The sequence below is a fragment of the Duganella qianjiadongensis genome (assembly GCF_009857915.1).
Lineage (GTDB): Bacteria > Pseudomonadota > Gammaproteobacteria > Burkholderiales > Burkholderiaceae_D > Rugamonas > Rugamonas qianjiadongensis.
The window spans coordinates 1-18,980 of record NZ_WWCM01000032.1; the positions used below are offsets into that span (position 1 = coordinate 1).

Here is an 18,980-nt window from a genome sequence, read left to right on the forward strand (position 1 = left end):
AATTTTTAAAGAACTTATTCGGTACTGCTTGCTGAGAAGCGTTGTGTTCATCAGCGAAGAGGCAAGATTATGAGGCGTTTCAAACATTCCGTCAAGTCTTACTTTTCAACTCGCTTAACTCAGCGCTAGGCGCCTTGTTTTGCGAGGGGGGCGAACTATAGCAAAGGTATGCCCCGTCTGACAAGGGTAGAATACCGGCTTCATCCGATTTGCATAAACCATAATGTTGACGCCTACTATACAAGCAACCCACAACGAGACGCTCGCGACAGAACTCGACCGCGCTATTAATAACAAGACCAAGCCGCTAGGCAGCCTGGGGGCATTAGAGACTTTGGCAAAACAGATGGGGCTGATACAGAACACCCGCCAGATCAGCATTAAAGATCCAGCCATCCTCGTATTCGCTGCGGATCACGGCATCGTGGCCGAGGGCATCTCCGCCTATCCACAGGACGTTACTTGGCAGATGGTTGAAAACTTCCTTGCCCAAGGCGCCGCGATCAATGTCTTCGCCAAGCAGAATAACTGCGCTCTCTATGTAGTGGATGCAGGTGTCAATCACGAGTTTGGCCCGCGCGATGGACTGATCGATCGCAAACTGGCTAACGGCACGCAGAATTTCGCCCAGCAGGCAGCCATGAGCAGCGCTACCTGTGCAGCGGCGCTGGAAGCAGGTATGGCACTAGCAGCTGATATACAAGGCAACGTGGTGGGCTTCGGCGAAATGGGTATCGGCAATACCACCGCTGCCGCAGCGCTCATGCATAAGCTCACCGGCATTCCTGTCGCCGAATGCGTGGGGGCTGGCACCGGCCTCTCGCCAGAAGGCATACAACATAAGCAGCGCGTTATCGAAGTGGCAGTCGCTAAACATCAGGGTGTAGAGACGCCTTTCGATATACTCGCGACTTTCGGTGGGCTGGAAATCGCCATGATGGCGGGGGCCATGCTGAAAGCTGCCGAATTGCGCAAAGTACTGCTGATCGACGGCTTCATCGTCACCAGCGCCCTGCTGGTCGCTGCGCGCATGCAGCCCGCCATCCTTGATTACTGCGTATTCTCCCACTGCTCTAACGAGCAGGGACACCAGAAGATGCTGGACGCATTGCAGGCTCGCCCATTGCTCAACCTCGGCCTGCGGCTGGGCGAAGGCACTGGCTGCGCACTCGCGCTGCCCCTGCTGCACGCGGCCGCCAACTTCGTCAATCAGATGGCGACTTTCGAATCCGCGCAGGTCAGCGAAAAGTCCGAGTAAAGTAAAGCGCATGCACCAGCTCCGCCTGTTCTTCACTGCCCTGCAGTTTTTTACCCGCCTACCCATTCCGGGCTGGGTGGGCTTCGACGCTGCATGGCTGAATCAGGCATCACGCTACTTCCCGCTCGTGGGCGTGGTGGTAGCGCTAATTGGGGTAGGCGTATATGCGCTGGCGGCCCTACTGCTTCCGGCGCCGGTGGCTGCACTACTCTCTACTGCAGCCACGATCTACGCCACAGGCGCCTTCCACGAAGACGGCTTAGCCGACATGTGCGATGGATTTGGCGGCGGCATGAATCGCCAGCGCGTGCTTGAAATTATGAAGGACTCGCGCATCGGCGCCTACGGCGCGATAGGCATCATCTGCATGCTTGGCCTGAAATGCACCACATTGGCCATGCTGAATCCTGCCAAAGCAATCGCTGCACTGCTGGTAGCCCACCCGCTGTCGCGGCTTATGGCCACGGCACTCATCTGGCGCATGCGCTACGCACGCGAGGAAGGCAAGGCCAAACCACTGGCACAAAGTATGCGCAGCAGCGAATTCGCGCTTGCCAGCTTTACCGCGCTACTTCCTGCCATACTGCTTGGTGCTGGCGGCTGGCTGGCGTGGCCGGCTCTGGGCTACAGCATTCTGGCTGCAGCACTCGTTACACTCTGGCTGGCGCGCAAAATTCAGCACCGCCTTGGTGGCTACACCGGCGACTGTCTGGGCGCTGTTCAGCAGGTCAGCGAAGTCGCCATCTATCTGGCCTTGCTGGCAGCAACCGGGCCAGTCATCGCGCCAGCTGCATGGCATAGTTAAGCCCATGCGCTTGCTACTGGTACGCCATCCACAGCCCCTGATAGAACCGGGCATCTGCTACGGCAGCAGCGACCTCCCCGTTAGCGCCGAACAGCTTGCGCAAACTGCAACCGCACTAGCAGCGACGCTGCCCACCTCCACTATTCTGTACACCAGTCCTTTGCAACGCTGTGCGCAACTGGCACAGGAACTGGCCGAACGGCTAGCGCTGGCGCAACCTGTCGCCGATGCGCGACTCGCCGAAATCCATTTCGGTCTATGGGAACTACAGCGCTGGGACGATATCAGCCGCGCAGAGATCGATGCATGGGCTGCGGATCTGGTGCATTACCGACCCGGAGGTGGCGAAAGCGTGCTGCACATGGCTCAGCGCGTACACAGCTTCTATCACGAATGGTACGCCCGGAAGCAGGAGGCCATCGTCATCTGCCACGCCGGAACTATCCGTTTGCTGCAAGCCTGTCATAGCGGACTAGCGCCAGCAGCGATGGCGCAGGAGGCAGCACAACGCCCCCACAACATCGACCATGGCAGTACTTTGCTGTTAAAAGCCTGAGCAAATAGCCTGAACAAAGCCGTATAATGGCGATGTTTTGGTGCTCGCGCGTCTGTCCAGATGCGCAGTTAAACGGGAAACACGAAGCTCCATCCAACAGGAATGAGCCTGCGTGTGCTGCCCCCGCAACGGTCAACAAGTGTCGCAGAAACTGCGCGACAAACCGCCTCGGATAACCACTGTGCTAGTCATGGGAAGGTGAGTCGGCTTACTTGTCAGCCCGGATACCGGCCAGAATAGGTGGAAGTGAGCGAACGGGATGTGCGCAAGCGGATAGGGTAGCAACGCTACCCGGGCTGGCCTCACCCTGCGTTTCTCGCTTCTGTTCAATCTGGCCTACGGGGATGTCGGCTGGTTGCTTCTTACTGAAAAACGGCATGAACACTCATCGCATCACCCGCCCGGCGGCATGGACGTCGCTGGCACTGGCTATGGCCACCCCTACCCTGCACGCAGAACCAACACCTACCGTCGTTGTTACCGCCACCCGTAGCCCGCAGGCGCTGGCCGACACCATCAGCGACACCATCAGCATCAGCGCCGAACAGATCGCGACATCGGCCGCCGGGTCGATTATCGATCTGCTGCAACGCCAGCGCGGCATCGAAATCGCCCGCAATGGCGGCTCCGGCACCAACGCTACCGTATTCCTGCGTGGCGCCAACAGCAACCAGAACGTGGTGCTGGTCGACGGCGTGCGCATCGGCTCCTCCACCACCGGTGCGGCCAACTGGAGCGCCATTCCGTTAAGCGCCATCGATCACATCGAAATCGTGTTCGGACCATTAAGCTCGCTGTATGGCGCCGACGCCATCGGTGGCGTGATCCAGATTTTTACCCGCAAAGGTCAAGGCGCTGCCACGCTGACCGCTTCGGCCGGCTACGGCACGGACAACACCCGCGCGGGCGAAGCTGCCATCTCCGGCAGTCTGCAAGGCTTCAGCTACGCCATTAGCGCCGGCAAGGAAAAATCGGATGGCTTCTCCGCTACCCGCCCGGGCAGCTCCTCCTACAATGCGGACAAGGATGGCTACGACCGCCAGAACGCCGCCGCGCGCCTGAGCTACGAATGGGCCGCAGGTCAGGAAATCGGCACCCAGCTGATGCACGGCTCGCTCTCTTCGCAATACGATAATGGTCCAACGCCGTTCGACGTGCGCTCCATCGCGGACATCAATAGCGTAGCCTTCTATAGCCATAACCAGCTGCTGCCCAACTGGCAGAGCGCTGTACAGATAGCCCAGACGCGCGACGACGGCTCCACCTATTCGAGCGCAGCTGCCTCCGGCTACTCGAAGATCAATACCAAGCAGACCAGCTGGAGCTGGCAGAATGACATTATGCTGGACCGTGATGTGCTGCAGCTGCTGCTGGAACGCCGCAAGGAAGAAGTCGAAACCAATGGCTTCCAGCTTATCAACCCGCAGCGCTACACCAACTCAGTCGCAGCTTCGTACAACGCGCGCCGCGGCGAGCAACTGTTCAATGCCAGCGTGCGTCGCGACCGCTCCATCTATGGCGCCAAAAATACCGGCGCCTTCGGCTACGGCTATTTCTTCAGCCCTGCCCTGAGTGCCAGCGCCAGCTACGGCACCAGCTTCCGCGCCCCGACCTTCAACGAGCTGTATTACCCTGGCTACGGCAATCCGGCGAACAAACCGGAACTGGGTAAAAACAGCGAGGTCGGTCTGCACTATGGTGCGAGCGGCAGCACGGCAAGCGTCACCTACTACCACAACCGGCTGACCGACCTGATGGTCAATATCAACCCCTGCCCCTATGGAACGGCGGAATACAAGTTCGGCTGCGCCTACAACGTCAACCACGCCCTGCTGCAAGGAGTAACGCTGGCCGCCAGTCAGCAAATCGGCGCCTTCACCTTCTCGGCTAACGCCGACTGGCAAGATCCGAAAGATGAAACCAGTGGCAAGCAACTGGCACGCCGCAGCAAACAGCACGGCAATCTGGCCGCCGACTATGACGGCGGCGGCTGGAAAGCCGGTGCGGAAGTAGTGTTGTCGGGCGACCGTTTTGACGATGCGGCCAACAAGTACCGCCTGCCCGGCTACGGCTTGCTCAACCTGTACGCAAGCTACCGCCTGAACCGTGACTGGTCGGCACTGGCGCGCTGGAATAACGTCGCCGACAAACAGTACGATCTGGCACGTAACTACGCCACGCCTATGGGCAAGGTGTACGTGGCACTGCGCTACGGATACCAGTAAATCGCGATGATGTAATCTGCCGGATGCCCACCATGCAACCGGCGGATTACCCGCTTAACAGAAAGTAGTCCATGCATCCGAATCCACATCATTTACGCCGGCGCGCCACCGTCATCCTGACGGCCTTGCTGCTGTTCGCTCTGGCCAGCCTGATCTTCGCCGGCATGACTGGTTCGGTGCATATACCGCTAGCCGATATTCCTGCGGCGCTGGGCGAACTGGCACGCGGACAAGCCCAGACTCTGGCTGCCACCCTGCTCGACCTGCGCCTGAGCCGTGCCATGACGGCCTTTGTCACCGGCGCCGCGCTGTCTCTGGCGGGCGTCATGATGCAGGCCCTGCTGCGCAATCCACTAGCAGACCCCTACGTGCTGGGGATCTCGGCTGGGGCGTCGGTCGGCGCACTGGCCGCGCTGCTGTTCGCCTGCGCGATCTGGGTCGTCGATAGCGCAGCCTTTGCAGGTGCTGTCACCGTATCGATGATGCTGTACCTGCTGGCGCGACGCGACCTGCGCGGCGGCACGGCGGCCGAAGGCGGCACCGCGCTCCTGCTGCTGACCGGTGTGATTCTATCCTCCGCCTGCATGGCACTGGTAACGCTGATGCTGTCGATCGCACCGGAAAGCCGGCTACGCAGCATGGTGTTCTGGATGATAGGCGATCTGGCAGGTGCTCCCGTACGCGCGCTGCCATGGCTGGTGCTAGGCGGGGCGCTGCTGTTTGCTCTGCGTAGCGCCCGTTCCATGAATGTGATGGCACTGCATGCGGAAGCAGCAGCAACGCTGGGCATACGCGTGGGCGCACTGCGCAAGGGACTGTTCTTTGTCTCGGGCCTGCTCACTGCCAGCGCCGTCACCAGCGCAGGCAGCATAGGCTTCGTCGGCCTGATCGTACCGCACGCCTGCCGTTTTGCCGTAGGCCCTGACCATCGTCTGCTGATTCCGGCAGCCACACTGGCCGGCGGCACCTACCTGATGCTGGCCGATACGCTGGCGCGCACCATCATCGCCCCCCAGCAATTGCCGGTAGGCGTAGTCACGGCACTGATCGGCGCTCCCGTGTTCCTGTACCAGCTGCACCGTTTGCGAAAATAATATGCTCCGTACCCATCAACTTTCACTGAAAACCGGCCAGCGCCAGCTGGTGACGGCGCTCGACTGGCAGGTAGGCGACGGCGAGTGCTGGAGCATCATAGGCCGTAACGGCGCCGGAAAAAGTACGCTGCTTAGAACGCTGGCAGGGCTACGCGCTCCCGACGGCGGCCATGTCGCTATCGCAGGTCGCCCGCTGACCGAGTGGCCGCTGGCCGAACTGGCGCGTCAGCGCGCCTTTCTGGCGCAGAGCCGCAGCGACGCATTTGCCTACAGCGTGGTGGAAACCGTCCTGTCGGCACGCCATCCCTACCACGACAACCGCTACTGGGAGGGCAGCGACGACCACACCGTCGCCATGCAAGCGCTGGCTGCGATGGAAGTCGATGATCTGGCCAGCCGCGATGTACGCACCCTGTCCGGCGGCGAGCGCCAGCGGGTGGCCATCGCCGCCATGCTGGCGCAGGATACGCCGCTGCTACTGCTGGACGAACCGGCCAATGCGCTCGATCTGGCCCATCAGGTCAGCGTCATGAGCCTGCTGGCTCGCCTGTGCCGCGAACAGGGCAAGACTGCCATCATGGTAGGCCACGACCTGACGCTGGCCCACAGCGTTTCCACCCATGCGCTGCTGCTGATGGGTGACGGCAGCTGGCTGGCCGGCAGCACCGCCGACGTCATGCGCGCCGACATCCTGAGCAGCTATCTGGGCCACCCTATCGACGTACTCCAGCACGGCAACCGCAGCATCTTCATTCCCTCCGAGGCACTAGCATGACCGAACAGAATTCCAACGACATCGATGCATTGAACGAACGCCACCGCCTGCGCATGGAACGCAAGAAGGCGATTATCGATGCCAAAATCGCCGCTGCGGACAAACAGATCGGCATCATCATCGTCAACACCGGCAATGGCAAAGGCAAAAGCTCCAGCGCCTTCGGCATGGTAATCCGCGCCATGGGCCACGGCATGAAAGTCGGCGTGGTGCAGTTCATCAAGGGCGCCATGCAGACTGGCGAAGAACTGTTCCTGGGCCGCTTCCCCGAAGAAGTCAGCTTTCACTCCGTGGGCGAAGGCTATACGTGGGAAACCCAGAACCGTGAGCGCGACATCGAAAAAGCCCAGCTGGCATGGGAGCAGGCCAAACGCTTTCTGGCCGATCCGGAAATCGGTCTGGTAGTGTTCGACGAACTGAATATCGCCCTGAAATACCGCTATCTCGATACGGATGCCGTCATCAGCGATCTGCTGGCCCGCCCATCCATGCAGCACGTGGTGATTACCGGCCGCGGCGCACCGCCGGAACTAATCGCCATTGCCGACACAGTCACCGAGATGGATGTCGTTAAACATGCCTTCAAGGCGGGCATAAGCGCACAGGCAGGCACCGAATGGTAGCGCAGCGCTACGTGGAAGCACGCGCAGTACTCGTCTCCGCTATCGCTTCAGGTCAGGGCAAAACCAGCGTCACGGCTGCACTGGCGCGCAAGCTGGTCAAACAGGGTAAGCGCGTGCGGGTCTTCAAATGCGGCCCGGACTTCATCGATCCCATGATTCTGGAACGCGCCAGCGGCGCTACGGTACGCTCGCTCGACCTGTGGATGGTAGGCGCAGAACTGTGCCGCAGCCAGCTGGCAGCAGCGGCCGAAGCTGATGTGCTGCTACTCGAAGGCGTCATGGGCCTGTACGACGGCACGCCCTCCTCGGCCGACCTGTCACGCGAATTCGGCGTTCCCGTCATGGCCGTCATCGATGCCGCAGCCATGGCACAGACTGCAGGCGCGCTGGTTATGGGCTTGCGCGATTATGGACCGGTACAACTGGCAGGCGTCATCGCCAACCGCGTCGCCAGCGAAGGCCATGCCCGCATGGTGGCCGCCTCGCTGCGCGACATTTCCCTGTTCGCTACCTTGCCCAAACAAGCTCGCTCGCTGCCTGAGCGCCATCTGGGCCTGATGCTGCCCGATGATGTGAACGATATCGATACCCTGCTCGATGAACTGGCCGAGCAGCTCGTGTTCGACCTGCAGGCATGGGAAGCCATGCCGCCAGTACGCTTTGCTATACCTGACGTGGCCAGCGCACCTGACCGACTGCTGGCAGGCCGCACGATCGCAGTGGCGCGCGATCAGGCCTTCATGTTCATCTACCCGCACAACCTGGATACGCTGCGCGAACTAGGCGCTACGCTGAAGTTCTTTTCGCCACTGGCAAATCAGCCTGTTCCGGCCGAAGCCGATGCCGTCTATCTACCCGGTGGCTACCCCGAACTGCATGCGCAGGCACTGGCCCAAGCCGGCGCATGGCAGGCGTCCATGCGCGCGGCCCATGCAGCAGACCTGCCCATCGTGGCAGAGTGCGGCGGCATGATGGCGCTGGCAGCAACTCTGACCGATCAGGCTGGAGTCACATGGCCAATGGCGGCGCTGCTACCGGGCGCCGTCACCATGCGCGCACGTCTGTCCGGTCTCGGCCTGCAAGGACTGCCCACCGCACAGGGCCAGCTGCGTGGCCACACCTTCCACTACTCGCAACTGGAAACGGCGCTGGTGCCGGCTGCGCACACCATCAAGCATCCATCGGCCCAGCAGGGCGAAGCCTGGTATCGCCACGGCTCGCTCTCGGCCTCGTACTTCCACGCCTATTTCCCGTCCAATCCGGCAGCTGCCGCTGCCCTGTTCACAAGGAATACCGCATGACCCGCACACTGATACTGGGTGGTGCACGCTCGGGCAAGAGCAGCTATGCCGAAAAGCTCGCCATCGAATCCGGCAAGGAGGTGGTGTATATCGCCACCGCGAGTGCCAGCGACAGCGAGATGGCCGAACGCATCCGCCGTCATCGCGCCAGCCGGCCAGCCGAATGGATTACCGTCGAAGAGCCGCTGGCACTGGGCAACCAGCTATTACGCTGGTCGGCACCGGAGCGCGTGATACTGGTGGACTGCCTGACACTGTGGCTGGGCAATCTGCTGTTTAGCAGTGGCGAAGAGTTTCCCGAGGTAGGCACCATCGCGCTGCCCGCGCTATTCCACGAACAGCAGGATATGCTGGCCAGCGCACTCGCCCGCTGCAGCAGCGACGTCATCCTCGTTTCCAACGAAGTCGGCATGGGCATCATGCCTGTGGGCGCGATCTCGCGCTGCTTCATGGACGAACAGGGCCGTCTGAATCAGGCCATGGCCGCGCTATGCGACCGCGTCGTGCTGGTAGCGGCCGGCCTGCCGCTGGTACTGAAGGGCGCAACGTGCTGACTGGACTAGGCTGGGGCGCCATTACTTTCCTGCTGATGGCCGGCGTGCTGCTCGACCTGCTGCTGGGCGAAGTGCGGCGCTGGCATCCGTTAGTGGGCATCGGCAATCTGGCCTATGCGCTGGAGCGCCGCCTCAATCGAGACGCACTACGCTTCTGGCGCGGCATACTGGCATGCCTGCTCGCCGTCGTCCCCATTACCGCTGGCACAGCAGTGCTGATCTGGTGGCTGTCACCGCATTCCTACCTGCTCTGGCTGTGCCATGCAGTGCTGCTGTATTTCAGCCTTGGCCTGCGTAGTCTGGGCGAACACAATCTGCCAATTGCTGCCGCGCTGGCACAGCAGGATCTGTCGCAGGCACGCCTGCTGACTGCGCGCATCGTCAGCCGCGACACCAGCAACGCCAGCGAGCAGGATATGACCCGCGCCAGCATCGAATCACTACTGGAGAACGGTAACGACGCCGTCTATGGCACGCTATTCTGGTTCATGCTGGCCGGTGGCCCCGGTGCCGTGATGTACCGGATTGCCAACACCCTCGACGCCATGTGGGGCTACCGCACCGAACGCCTGCGCCAGTTCGGCTGCTGCGCAGCACGCATGGACGACGCGCTCAATTATCTGCCCGCCCGGCTGACAGCCCTCAGCTACACCCTGCTGGCCCCCACGCTGGCGGCCAAACGCCGCGCATGGCGCTGCTGGCGGCAGCAGGCACCGGCTTGGGACAGCCCGAATGCCGGCCCTGTCATGGCCAGCGGCGCCGGCGCACTCGGCATCCGGCTAGGCGGCGCCGCGATCTATCACGGCGTGCTCGAACAGCGCCCGCAGTTGGGCGAAGGCGCCAGTGCTAGCGGCAGCGACATTTATCGCGCGTGGCGGCTGGTTAGCCATACGACGCTGTTCTGGCTTGCGCTGGCCGCCATTATCGCCACTCTGCAGCTCGGAGGTTTGCATGCTTGAACACGGCGGCAACCTGCGCACGGCAGCGCTGCGCTTTGGCCAGCATGAATGGCTGGACCTCTCTACCGGCATCAATCCGCACTGGTATCCGGCGCCCGTCATTGCTGCCAACGCGTGGCACCGCCTGCCGGAGCCGTCGCCCGAGCTGGCGCAGGCAGCAGCGAGTTTCTATGGCGCGCCGCTGATGCTGCCCGTGGCCGGAACACAGGCAGCCATACAGGCTTTGCCCCGTTTGCGGCCACCGTCGCGCGTCACGGTTTCAGCCCCATCGTATGCGGAGCATGCGCATCATTGGCAGCAGCACGGGCACACGCTGACGCAAACCGCTTACGCCGAACTGGAACAGGCGCTTGAACACAGCGATGTCATGGTGATCTGTAACCCCAACAACCCCACCGGTGCCTGCATACCGGCGGCCACCCTGCTGCGCTGGTCGCAGCAACTGGCAGAGCGCGGCGGCTGGCTGGTAGTGGACGAAGCGTTCGGCGACACTACGCCCGAAAACAGCGTGGCGGCACATAGCCAGCAGCCCGGCCTGATTGTGCTGCGCTCGATCGGAAAATTCTTCGGGCTGGCCGGCATACGGCTAGGCTTTGTCGCCGCCGCACCGCAGCTGCTCGATGCGCTGGCCAATCTGCTGGGCCCATGGACCGTGAGCGGACCGGCCCAGCAGATCGCACTGGACGCACTACGCGACAGAACATGGCAGGAACACACGCGCACCACCCTGCAAGCTAGCGGCGCACGCCTGCAACGCCTGCTCGCCATGCATGGCATCGCCAGCAACGGCAGCGCCCTGTTCCAGTGGTGGGCCGAAGCAGAGCCGGAGGCCTTCTGGCAGCACATGGCCGAACGGGGCATCTGGGTACGCCTGTTTACTCGGGCCGCACGCGGCATCCGGCTAGGACTGCCGCCCGATGAAGCGGGCTGGCGGCGACTGGAAACCGCTCTTCAACAATGGACTCACAAGGATAGCCCATGAAGTACTTCACTACCGCTTTGCTGCTACTGGCGCACTTCGGCAGCGCAGACGCTGCCATCAGCGTGCGCGATGACGATGGCAACCTCGTCACCTTGCAAAAACCGGCGCAGCGCATTATCGCCATGGCACCTCATGTGACCGAGCTGCTGTATGCAGCGGGCGGCGGCAACAAGATAGTCGGTGCAGTGACTTATAGCGACTACCCGGAAGCAGCAAAGAAACTGCCCCGCATCGGCGATAACCGTCAGGTCGATATGGAGCGGGTAATCGCCATGAAACCGGACCTGATTGTGATCTGGCTACACGGCAGCTCGGAGCGCCAGATCGACACGCTGCGCCAGTTAGGCGTGCCACTGTTCCACAGCGAACCACAGAAACTGGAAGGTATCGCCGACAGCCTGCTACGGCTGGGCCAGTTGATGGGCACGGAAAGCGTCGCGCAGCCCGCCGCTGCAGAAATCAGCCGCCAGTTTGCCGCGCTGGCCAGACAATATGGCAACCGCCCGCCCGTACGCATGTTCTATCAGGTGTGGGACAAACCGCTCTATACGCTGAGCGGCAGCTCGATCGTCAGCGATGCCATGCGCCTGTGCGGTGGCGTGAATATTTTTGCCGATCTCAAAGTCACGGCACCCGTGGTCAGTACCGAGGCGGTACTGCAGGCCGACCCCGAAGCGATCTTCGGCACCAGCGAAAAAAACTACGGCGGCGTAAATCTATGGCGGCCCTACACCACCATGAAAGCTGTACGTAACGACAATCTGTTCACGCTCAACGGCGAACTACTGAACCGCGCCGGCCCGCGCATGGTGGCCGGCACCGCCGCTCTGTGTGAAAAACTCGAACTGGCCCGCCAGCACCGGAAGAACTGATATGAGCTTTCCTTTTACGACACTGATGGTACAGGGAACCACCTCGGATGCCGGCAAGAGCACGGTGGTAGCAGCACTATGCCGCCTGCTGCGCCGCAAAGGCATACGGGTCGTCCCCTTCAAGCCGCAGAACATGGCGCTCAACAGCGCCGTCACTGCCGACGGCGGCGAGATAGGCCGTGCACAGGCGCTGCAGGCCATAGCGGCCGGGCTGGCTCCGCATACGGATATGAACCCCGTGCTGCTCAAGCCATCCAGCGACATCGGCGCACAGGTCATCATCCACGGCAAAGTGCGCGCAGAAATGGATGCGCGCGACTACCACCAGTACAAGACCATTGCCATGCATGCGGTGCTGGAATCGCACCAGCGCCTGTGCCAGCAATACGACAGCGTCATCGTCGAAGGCGCCGGCAGTCCGGCCGAAATCAATCTGCGTGACCGCGACATCGCCAACATGGGCTTTGCCGAAGCTGTCGACTGTCCGGTGATACTGGTTGCCGACATCGACCGTGGTGGCGTGTTTGCCCATCTGGTCGGCACGCTGTCCTGCCTGTCGCCTAGCGAGCGCCATCGGATAATCGGCTTTGTCATTAACCGCTTCCGCGGCGATATCAGCCTGCTGGAACCGGGACTGGAATGGCTGGAAGAGCAGACCGGCAAACCGGTGCTGGCCGTACTGCCCTATCTGCATGGACTGTTCCTCGATGCTGAAGACGCCGTGCAGGCAGTTCAGGCATCGACGGGGGCATTCCGCGTAGTGGTCCCCAGCCTGCCGCGCATGAGCAACCACACCGACTTCGACGCACTGCGCGCCCATCCCGAAGTTGACCTGCGGTTTGTGCGTCAGGGCGAACCTATACCACCGGCGGACCTGATCATCCTCCCCGGCAGCAAGAACACCCGTGCCGATCTGGCATGGCTGGAGCAGCAAGGCTGGCCGCAGCAGATCGCGCGCCATCTGCGCTACGGCGGCAAAGTGATAGGCATATGCGGCGGGTTCCAGATGCTGGGCCGGCAAGTGCACGACCCACGTGGGGTGGAAGGCACGCCGGGCAGTTCCGCCGCACTCGGCCTGCTGGACATGGAAACCGAGATGACAACGCATAAGCGCCTGCAGCAAGTGCAGGGTAACTGTGCGTTCGGAACGCAGCAGGCAGCCGTTACCGGTTACGAAATCCACATGGGCGAGTCACGCGGACCAGCTCTTGACATACCAGCCTTCGTGATAGACGGTCGGGCCGAAGGCGCCGTATCACCTGACGGTAAGGTGCTAGGCACTTATCTGCATGGCCTGTTCGACACGCCATCCGCCAGCAGCGCCTTGCTGCGCTGGGCCGGCCTTGAAAGTGCACACGCGGTCGATACTCATGCCTTGCGCGAAGCCAGTCTTGACCGTCTGGCCGATGCTACCCAGCCATTGCTGGACGCCTTGTGCGTGCTACGCAACGACAATCTCGATGTCAGCGCCTAATCCCGAACTACCTGTCTAGCTGCGCGCGCATTCCTCGATACGGCGGTTGCCAGGACCGGGCAAAGTACGCAGACTGCGCTCGGTAGCGGCGGTAAATTCGCGCTGCATCACCGTATCGACAAAGCGCCAGTCACAGCGTACCTGCTCATGGCTGGCGGTGATGATCATGTAGCCACGCTTGCTGGTCTGGGCATAGTACAACGGGGCGATCAGGTCCACCATCATGGCCGCCACATCGTCAGGATCACGATCACGATAAAGGCCCTCCATGCCGGGCGAGGTGACCGAAGCCGTGGCAAATTCAACGCCGATCTGGCGCCCTTGCGCATCATGCAGGTCGCTGGCCCATGCGTTATGCGTATCCCCCGCCAGCACCACCATATTCTTGCGATGGCGCTGCATCATGCCGAACACCTGCTCGCGGTCGTTCTGATAGCCGTCCCACGAATCCATATAGCAGGGCAGCGTGACCGCCGCGGCCAGCCATCCCTGCTCCCGCTTGCCCAGTGCCGCAGGTTCGCGCCCCGAGCGCAGCTTCAATGCAGCATAGTCGGTACAGCTACACTGACCCATGGCGATCGCCAGCGGATACTCCATACGGGCCATCAGCACCTGCTGCCCCAGTACCTGCCAGCGCGCTTCCGATTTCTGTACCTGCTGTTCCAGCCATACCATCTGCTCGCTGCCCAGCATCTGGCGGCGCGGCGAAGCCACATCGTGGCGGAATTTTTCCACATCGAACTGGCGCCTGCTGTCGTAGTAGGAGGACATCAGCAGCTGCTGGTCCCGCCCTACCAGACGGGTATCGAGCATATGCAGCGACAGCACCGTGCCGAAATCAAACGACCGGTAAATCTTCTGCGGACTGGCAGGATCCGGCACACGGATAGGCAGCCATTCGTGGTATGCCGTCATCGCTGCCTGTTTGCGCAGAGCGAAGGGGCCATGTTTGCGCGCTTCGTGTGCCGCCGCACCATCCCGCCAGGTATCGTCGGCGAATTCGTGGTCATCCCAGACGGTGATGAAAGGCAGCACCGCGTGCAGCGCCTGCAGGTCCGGATCGCTGCGATATTGCGCATAGCGGCGGCGATAGTCTTCCAGCTGCAGCAGCAGTTCGCGCGGTTCCGACACGCGTCCCAGCGCTGCGGCATTGCTGCTGGCGTAGCCGGTACTTTCGTATTCATAGATATAGTCGCCGATATGCAGTGCCACATCGATATCATTCTGGCGAGCGGCATCGGCATACACGTTGAAGTAACCGGCCGGGTAGTTCGAACAGGAGAAAACTGCTAGCCTGACCTGATGTACATCGGCACGCGGCAGTGTCTTGGTACGGCCGACAACGGAGCGCACACCATCAGAGGCGAACTGGTAATAATACACATGGCCGGGCAGCAATCCTGCCGCATCGATCTTGACGGTGTAATCCTGCGCTGCCGAGGTGGTGTGACTTCCCTGCGCAACCACCAACTGCATCGCCGCATCGGTCGCTACCTGCCAATAGACCATATGTTCGACATTCGCCGTTTCAGGAGCCGGAGTCACGCGAGTCCAGAGTATGACCCTGTCCTGCAAGGGATCGCCGCTCGCCACCCCATGCTGGAATTGCACTGCCTTTCGCTCCGCGCTATTGACTGCGGGGCTGCTACAGCCAGCCAGACCCGCGCCCAGTACCGCTGTCGATGCTACCTGCCGGAGAAACTCCCGCCGGCCCGAATCCGGTGCAGTTTTCGTCATCATGACTCCATCGGCGATTGCGATGGTCGCCAACTTACGCCCTATTCATGACCGCAGCATGACCCCCTTTTTACTTTTGTGTGACAATCCTAGGCATGAATACCACCGCCGCCAAAAGCTATCTGCCCTGGGTTGTGGCCACTGCCCTGTTCATGGAGCAGCTGGATTCAACCATCGTCAACACCGCAATTCCCAGCATGGCGGCAAGTCTGCAGGTGACGCCGCTCAGCCTGAAAGCGGTGGTCACCAGCTACATTCTGAGTCTGGCCGTCTCCATACCCATCAGCGGCTGGATGGCAGACCGCTATGGCACCCGCCGTGTCTTCATGAGCGCCGTCGCTATTTTTACACTGGCCTCGGTAATGTGCGGCCTATCCATCAACTCGCCCATGCTGGTGGCAGCGCGTCTGCTGCAAGGACTTGGCGCCGCCATGATGATGCCGGTGGGACGTTTGACTATCGTTCGCACCTTTCCCAAGTCCGAGCTGCTCTCGGCAATGAACTTCGTGATTGTGCCTGCGCTGATCGGTCCCCTGCTGGGGCCCACCGTCGGCGGCCTGATCGTACACTGGCTGACCTGGCGCGACATCTTTTTTGTCAACGTCCCGGTCGGCATCACAGCGATCTTTCTGGCCCATCGCTACATGCCCGACTATCGCGGCGACGCAACGCGCCCGCTCGATCTGGTCGGGCTGGTGTTATTCGGTACCGGCGTGGCGCTGCTTTCGTGGCTGCTGGAGATTTTTGGCGAGCACCAGATCGACATCACATCGGCCGCAGTACTGTTCCTGATTGCACTCAGCCTGCTGCTGGCCTACGGCTGGCATGCGCGCGATAGCGCTTATCCCTTGCTGCAACTGGCGCTGTTCAAAATACGCACCTTCCGCGTATCGGTGCTCGGCGGCTTTATCACCCGCATAGGCGTAGGCGGACTGCCCTTCCTGTTGCCGCTGCTGTATCAGCTAGGTCTGGGTCTGCCGGCATGGCAATCGGGTCTGCTAATGATGCCCTCGGCCGCTGCGGCCATGGGCATGAAACTGATCTCGGCGCGTGTGCTCAACCGCTTCGGCTACCGTCAGGTCCTGATCGTCAATACGGTACTGATAGGCCTGACCATCAGCCTGTACACCTTGGTCCAGCAAGGCACGCCGCTCTACCTGATCGTCGCCATCAGCCTGATGCTGGGCTTTTTCAATTCGCTGCAGTTCTCCAGCATGAACAGCATCGCCTATGCCGACGTCACTGCGAACGATTCAAGTATGGCCAGCACCATCGCCAGCTCCATGCAGCAGCTTTCGATGAGCTTCGGCCTCGCCACCGGTTCGCTGGTCACGGGCTGGTTCCTCGGCGGCTTGCCGCAATCGAACCGCGTCGCACTGACCGGCGCGATCCATCACGCCTTCCTGACACTGGCGGTAGTCACCATCCTCTCCTCGCTCACCTTCTGGTCTTTGCGCAAAGAGGATGGCGAGAGTATCAGCAAAGGCAGTATGCCTTAACGAGCTGTCTTGCGACGGCGTGCTACCAGCGCCATCAGTCCTAGGCCGCCAAGCAGCATGCCGTAGCTTGCCGGTTCCGGTACAGCCGCTACGTCGGTGTACTTGCCATCAAACTGATAGCGCACGGCTAGCCCGTTAATGCTGGTGCCGTTCACCAGTTGCAGGAAACTGGCATCATGGGTGACATCGCCCAGCAGACGGAAAGCATATGCACCGCTAGCTGCTTCGGTAAAGGTCAGCGTCTTGCCACTGACTACAGCACCAAGCCCGTTAAATGTCAGCGAGGAGGCACCCAGCAGCACGGCCGAATTATCCGTCAGCGACAGGCTGGCAAAGGTCTGCCCCTGCCCCCCTGCCTGCAACAGCTGCAGGCTGCCGCCGTTCAGTTGCAGCGCACTCGCAGAAGAAAGCCGGCCAGCCCCCACCAGTTGCAAGGTACCGCCACTGAGTACGGTGCTGCCTGCATAGGTGCTCTCACCGGACAGAGTCACTACGCCGCTTTGTACTTCAACGTGATTGAAATTGGAAATCGAACCGGAATAGGCGAAGGCGTTGCCAGCACCTACACTGAACAGCATCGTATTCTGGCCGCCGCCTCCATTGATATCCCCTGTGATGCTGCCGCCATTTACTGTCAGTGTGTTCTTTGCATTGCCGAACTCGATGGCTTTACCACTGCTGCTGCCATCTATGCTGCCGGCATTGACCAGCACCGTGTTATCCGCGCCGGTCTTGATGGCAGCGCTAGAACTGCCCCCCCCCCGTATCACGGCACCTGCCGCGTTACTGATACTCACCGTGTAGCCGCTGGCCGCGCCTACCGCTACGATGGCCGAGTCGCTCTGGCCGTAAATCAGGCCACCCTTCTGATTGCTGATCACAGCATTGCCATACAGGCCTTCGCGCGAACCGGGTTTGCCGGCAATGTCGTTACCTGCCAATGTGATGCCGCGGCCAACCGCATTAGTATTACCCGCGGCGACCAGACCTTCGATGGTGCCGGAATTGGACACCGTTCCGCCGCCTATGCTTATGCCTTCGCTGAAAGCCAATTCGGTGGCACTGTAGGCATTGATCGAACGGATCAGGCCCGAGTTGGTGATATTAGCCAGTCCATCAACATCGACACCGTCGCCATCGCCCTTCACGCCATTGCCGATAATGCTGCCTCGATTGACGATGGTGGCCACTTGGCGGCCGTTGTAGCCGTCGATGTTGATGCCCGCACCATTGTTCGCGCTGATCAAACCACCTGCCTCGTTGTTGATGCTGATGGTGTAGTCCTGACTGGCATCCTTCTGGCCGCCAGTGATACCGTGCCGGCCACCAGTGATAACGCCAGTAAGGCCATTGACGATGACGATGCCGCTGTTATTCTGGCCGTCGATGGCATCACTGCTGCTGCCTGTAGTGGTAATTGAAGTTATCAAGCCGTTGTTGTTGACCACTCCATTCACCCCGGGACGCACAGCGTCCGCTTCGTAGGCAGTCATCACTCCGCCGGCAAAGTTATTGACGACGTTAGATCCACTGGCGATAGCGTTGAAATCGATCACCTGATTACCCGCCGCACTGGCATTCAGTGAGAGCATGCTGCCATAGTTATTCAGCGTGACGCTGGCATTCGCCTTGTTCATCTGGATAACATCAGCATCGGCTGCTTTCATCAGAGCCGTGCTGTTTTTATCGCCGCCGTTAGTAATCAACAGATTGCTTACGCCGGTGTTGTCGCGCACTATACGGCCCGTACCGGACTGGAATATCACGCCCTGATTATTCAGCGTGGCGCCATTACCGGTCACCGTGACAGCAACCGAGCTACCTGCCACGGTCAGCGACCCGGCGCTAGACACCGTTCCGGCCTGATTCTTATCGAGCGTCTGTGCGACGGTGATCGCAGTGTTGATAGTCCCCGGAAAGGCCGCAGCAGTCACCACCAGCGGTGCCGGCGCCGACAAGGCCAGAATCTGGATTGCGGAAGAAATTTTAGACAAAGTGAGCGACATGACAGGTTCCGAAAATAGGGAAACCTTGACTATCGCACAATAAAATGACGGGATAGTGACGCAGATCAAAGCAAAAAACCCCTCATCTGCACTGAGCGCGGTCTTGAGCGCGTTCAGGCTGATGAGGGGTTTCTCTAATAACTAGCTTGACGATAACCTACTTTCACACTGGTTGCAGCACTATCATCGGCGCAGAGTTGTTTCACGGTCCTGTTCGGGATGGGAAGGGGTGGGACCAACTTGCTATGGTCATCAAGCTT

The 18,980-nt window shown here is 60.9% G+C and carries 16 protein-coding genes, 1 rRNA gene and 1 riboswitch; of the genes, 14 read left to right on the forward strand and 3 right to left on the reverse strand.

What is annotated here, in order from left to right; all coding sequences use genetic code 11:
- The first annotated feature begins 223 nt into the window (after positions 1-223).
- The 13 genes from cobT to GTP27_RS22560 all read left to right on the forward strand — a co-directional run bounded on the left by cobT (position 224) and on the right by GTP27_RS22560 (position 13,478).
- Positions 224-1,258, forward strand: a complete 1,035-nt coding sequence (gene cobT, locus GTP27_RS22500; protein WP_161041334.1) for a nicotinate-nucleotide--dimethylbenzimidazole phosphoribosyltransferase — start codon at positions 224-226, stop codon at positions 1,256-1,258.
- 10 nt (positions 1,259-1,268) lie between these two features.
- The gene (locus GTP27_RS22505; protein WP_161041335.1) at positions 1,269-2,063 is read left to right on the forward strand and encodes an adenosylcobinamide-GDP ribazoletransferase; all 795 of its coding nucleotides are present in this window, start codon (positions 1,269-1,271) and stop codon (positions 2,061-2,063) included.
- Positions 2,064-2,067: 4 nt separating this feature from the next.
- The gene (locus tag GTP27_RS22510) at positions 2,068-2,619 is read left to right on the forward strand and encodes a histidine phosphatase family protein (protein ID WP_161041336.1); all 552 of its coding nucleotides are present in this window, start codon (positions 2,068-2,070) and stop codon (positions 2,617-2,619) included.
- 21 nt (positions 2,620-2,640) lie between these two features.
- Positions 2,641-2,869: riboswitch (cobalamin riboswitch) on the forward strand.
- Positions 2,870-2,996: 127 nt separating this feature from the next.
- Positions 2,997-4,844, forward strand: coding sequence for a TonB-dependent receptor domain-containing protein (locus tag GTP27_RS22515; protein ID WP_161041337.1), 1,848 nt, complete (start codon positions 2,997-2,999; stop codon positions 4,842-4,844).
- Positions 4,845-4,915: 71 nt separating this feature from the next.
- Positions 4,916-5,938 carry a FecCD family ABC transporter permease gene (locus tag GTP27_RS22520; RefSeq protein ID WP_161041338.1) on the forward strand — a complete coding sequence of 341 codons (1,023 nt, stop codon included), beginning with the start codon at positions 4,916-4,918 and terminating at the stop codon, positions 5,936-5,938.
- A gap of 1 nt (position 5,939) precedes the next feature.
- Complete coding sequence (locus GTP27_RS22525) at positions 5,940-6,713, forward strand: ABC transporter ATP-binding protein (RefSeq protein WP_161041339.1); 774 nt, start codon at positions 5,940-5,942, stop codon at positions 6,711-6,713.
- Positions 6,710-7,336 (forward strand): cob(I)yrinic acid a,c-diamide adenosyltransferase, encoded by a 627-nt coding sequence (cobO, locus tag GTP27_RS22530; RefSeq protein ID WP_161041340.1) that lies wholly within the window; start codon positions 6,710-6,712, stop codon positions 7,334-7,336. Before GTP27_RS22525 ends, cobO begins: the two co-directional genes overlap by 4 nt.
- Positions 7,330-8,637, forward strand: a complete 1,308-nt coding sequence (locus tag GTP27_RS22535) for a cobyrinic acid a,c-diamide synthase CobB (protein WP_161041341.1) — start codon at positions 7,330-7,332, stop codon at positions 8,635-8,637. The genes cobO and GTP27_RS22535 overlap by 7 nt, the downstream gene beginning before the upstream one ends.
- Positions 8,634-9,191, forward strand: a complete 558-nt coding sequence (gene cobU / locus GTP27_RS22540; protein WP_161041342.1) for a bifunctional adenosylcobinamide kinase/adenosylcobinamide-phosphate guanylyltransferase — start codon at positions 8,634-8,636, stop codon at positions 9,189-9,191. Before GTP27_RS22535 ends, cobU begins: the two co-directional genes overlap by 4 nt.
- A complete protein-coding gene (gene cbiB, locus GTP27_RS22545; protein ID WP_161041343.1) occupies positions 9,185-10,150 on the forward strand; it encodes an adenosylcobinamide-phosphate synthase CbiB in 966 nt (321 codons plus the stop codon). Before cobU ends, cbiB begins: the two co-directional genes overlap by 7 nt.
- Positions 10,143-11,132, forward strand: coding sequence for a threonine-phosphate decarboxylase CobD (cobD, locus tag GTP27_RS22550; RefSeq protein WP_161041344.1), 990 nt, complete (start codon positions 10,143-10,145; stop codon positions 11,130-11,132). Before cbiB ends, cobD begins: the two co-directional genes overlap by 8 nt.
- Positions 11,129-12,004: a cobalamin-binding protein gene (locus GTP27_RS22555; protein ID WP_161041345.1), complete on the forward strand. Its 876-nt coding sequence runs from the start codon at positions 11,129-11,131 to the stop codon at positions 12,002-12,004. Before cobD ends, GTP27_RS22555 begins: the two co-directional genes overlap by 4 nt.
- Position 12,005: 1 nt before the next feature.
- Positions 12,006-13,478 (forward strand): cobyric acid synthase, encoded by a 1,473-nt coding sequence (locus tag GTP27_RS22560; RefSeq protein WP_161041346.1) that lies wholly within the window; start codon positions 12,006-12,008, stop codon positions 13,476-13,478.
- A 15-nt stretch (positions 13,479-13,493) separates the two neighbouring features.
- Here the strand turns inward: GTP27_RS22560 and GTP27_RS22565 are convergent, their stop codons facing one another.
- Positions 13,494-15,218 (reverse strand): alkaline phosphatase D family protein, encoded by a 1,725-nt coding sequence (locus GTP27_RS22565; protein WP_308495305.1) that lies wholly within the window; start codon positions 15,216-15,218, stop codon positions 13,494-13,496.
- 92 nt (positions 15,219-15,310) lie between these two features.
- Between GTP27_RS22565 and GTP27_RS22570 the strand changes: the two genes are divergently transcribed.
- Complete coding sequence (locus GTP27_RS22570) at positions 15,311-16,714, forward strand: DHA2 family efflux MFS transporter permease subunit (RefSeq protein WP_161041347.1); 1,404 nt, start codon at positions 15,311-15,313, stop codon at positions 16,712-16,714.
- Here the strand turns inward: GTP27_RS22570 and GTP27_RS22575 are convergent.
- Together GTP27_RS22575 and rrf are read right to left on the reverse strand one after the other, a co-directional pair.
- A complete protein-coding gene (locus GTP27_RS22575; protein ID WP_161041348.1) occupies positions 16,711-18,720 on the reverse strand; it encodes a beta strand repeat-containing protein in 2,010 nt (669 codons plus the stop codon). The genes GTP27_RS22570 and GTP27_RS22575 overlap by 4 nt on opposite strands.
- Before the next feature lie 144 nt (positions 18,721-18,864).
- A 5S ribosomal RNA gene (gene rrf, locus GTP27_RS22580) occupies positions 18,865-18,977 on the reverse strand.
- Between the last annotated feature and the right edge of the window lie 3 nt (positions 18,978-18,980).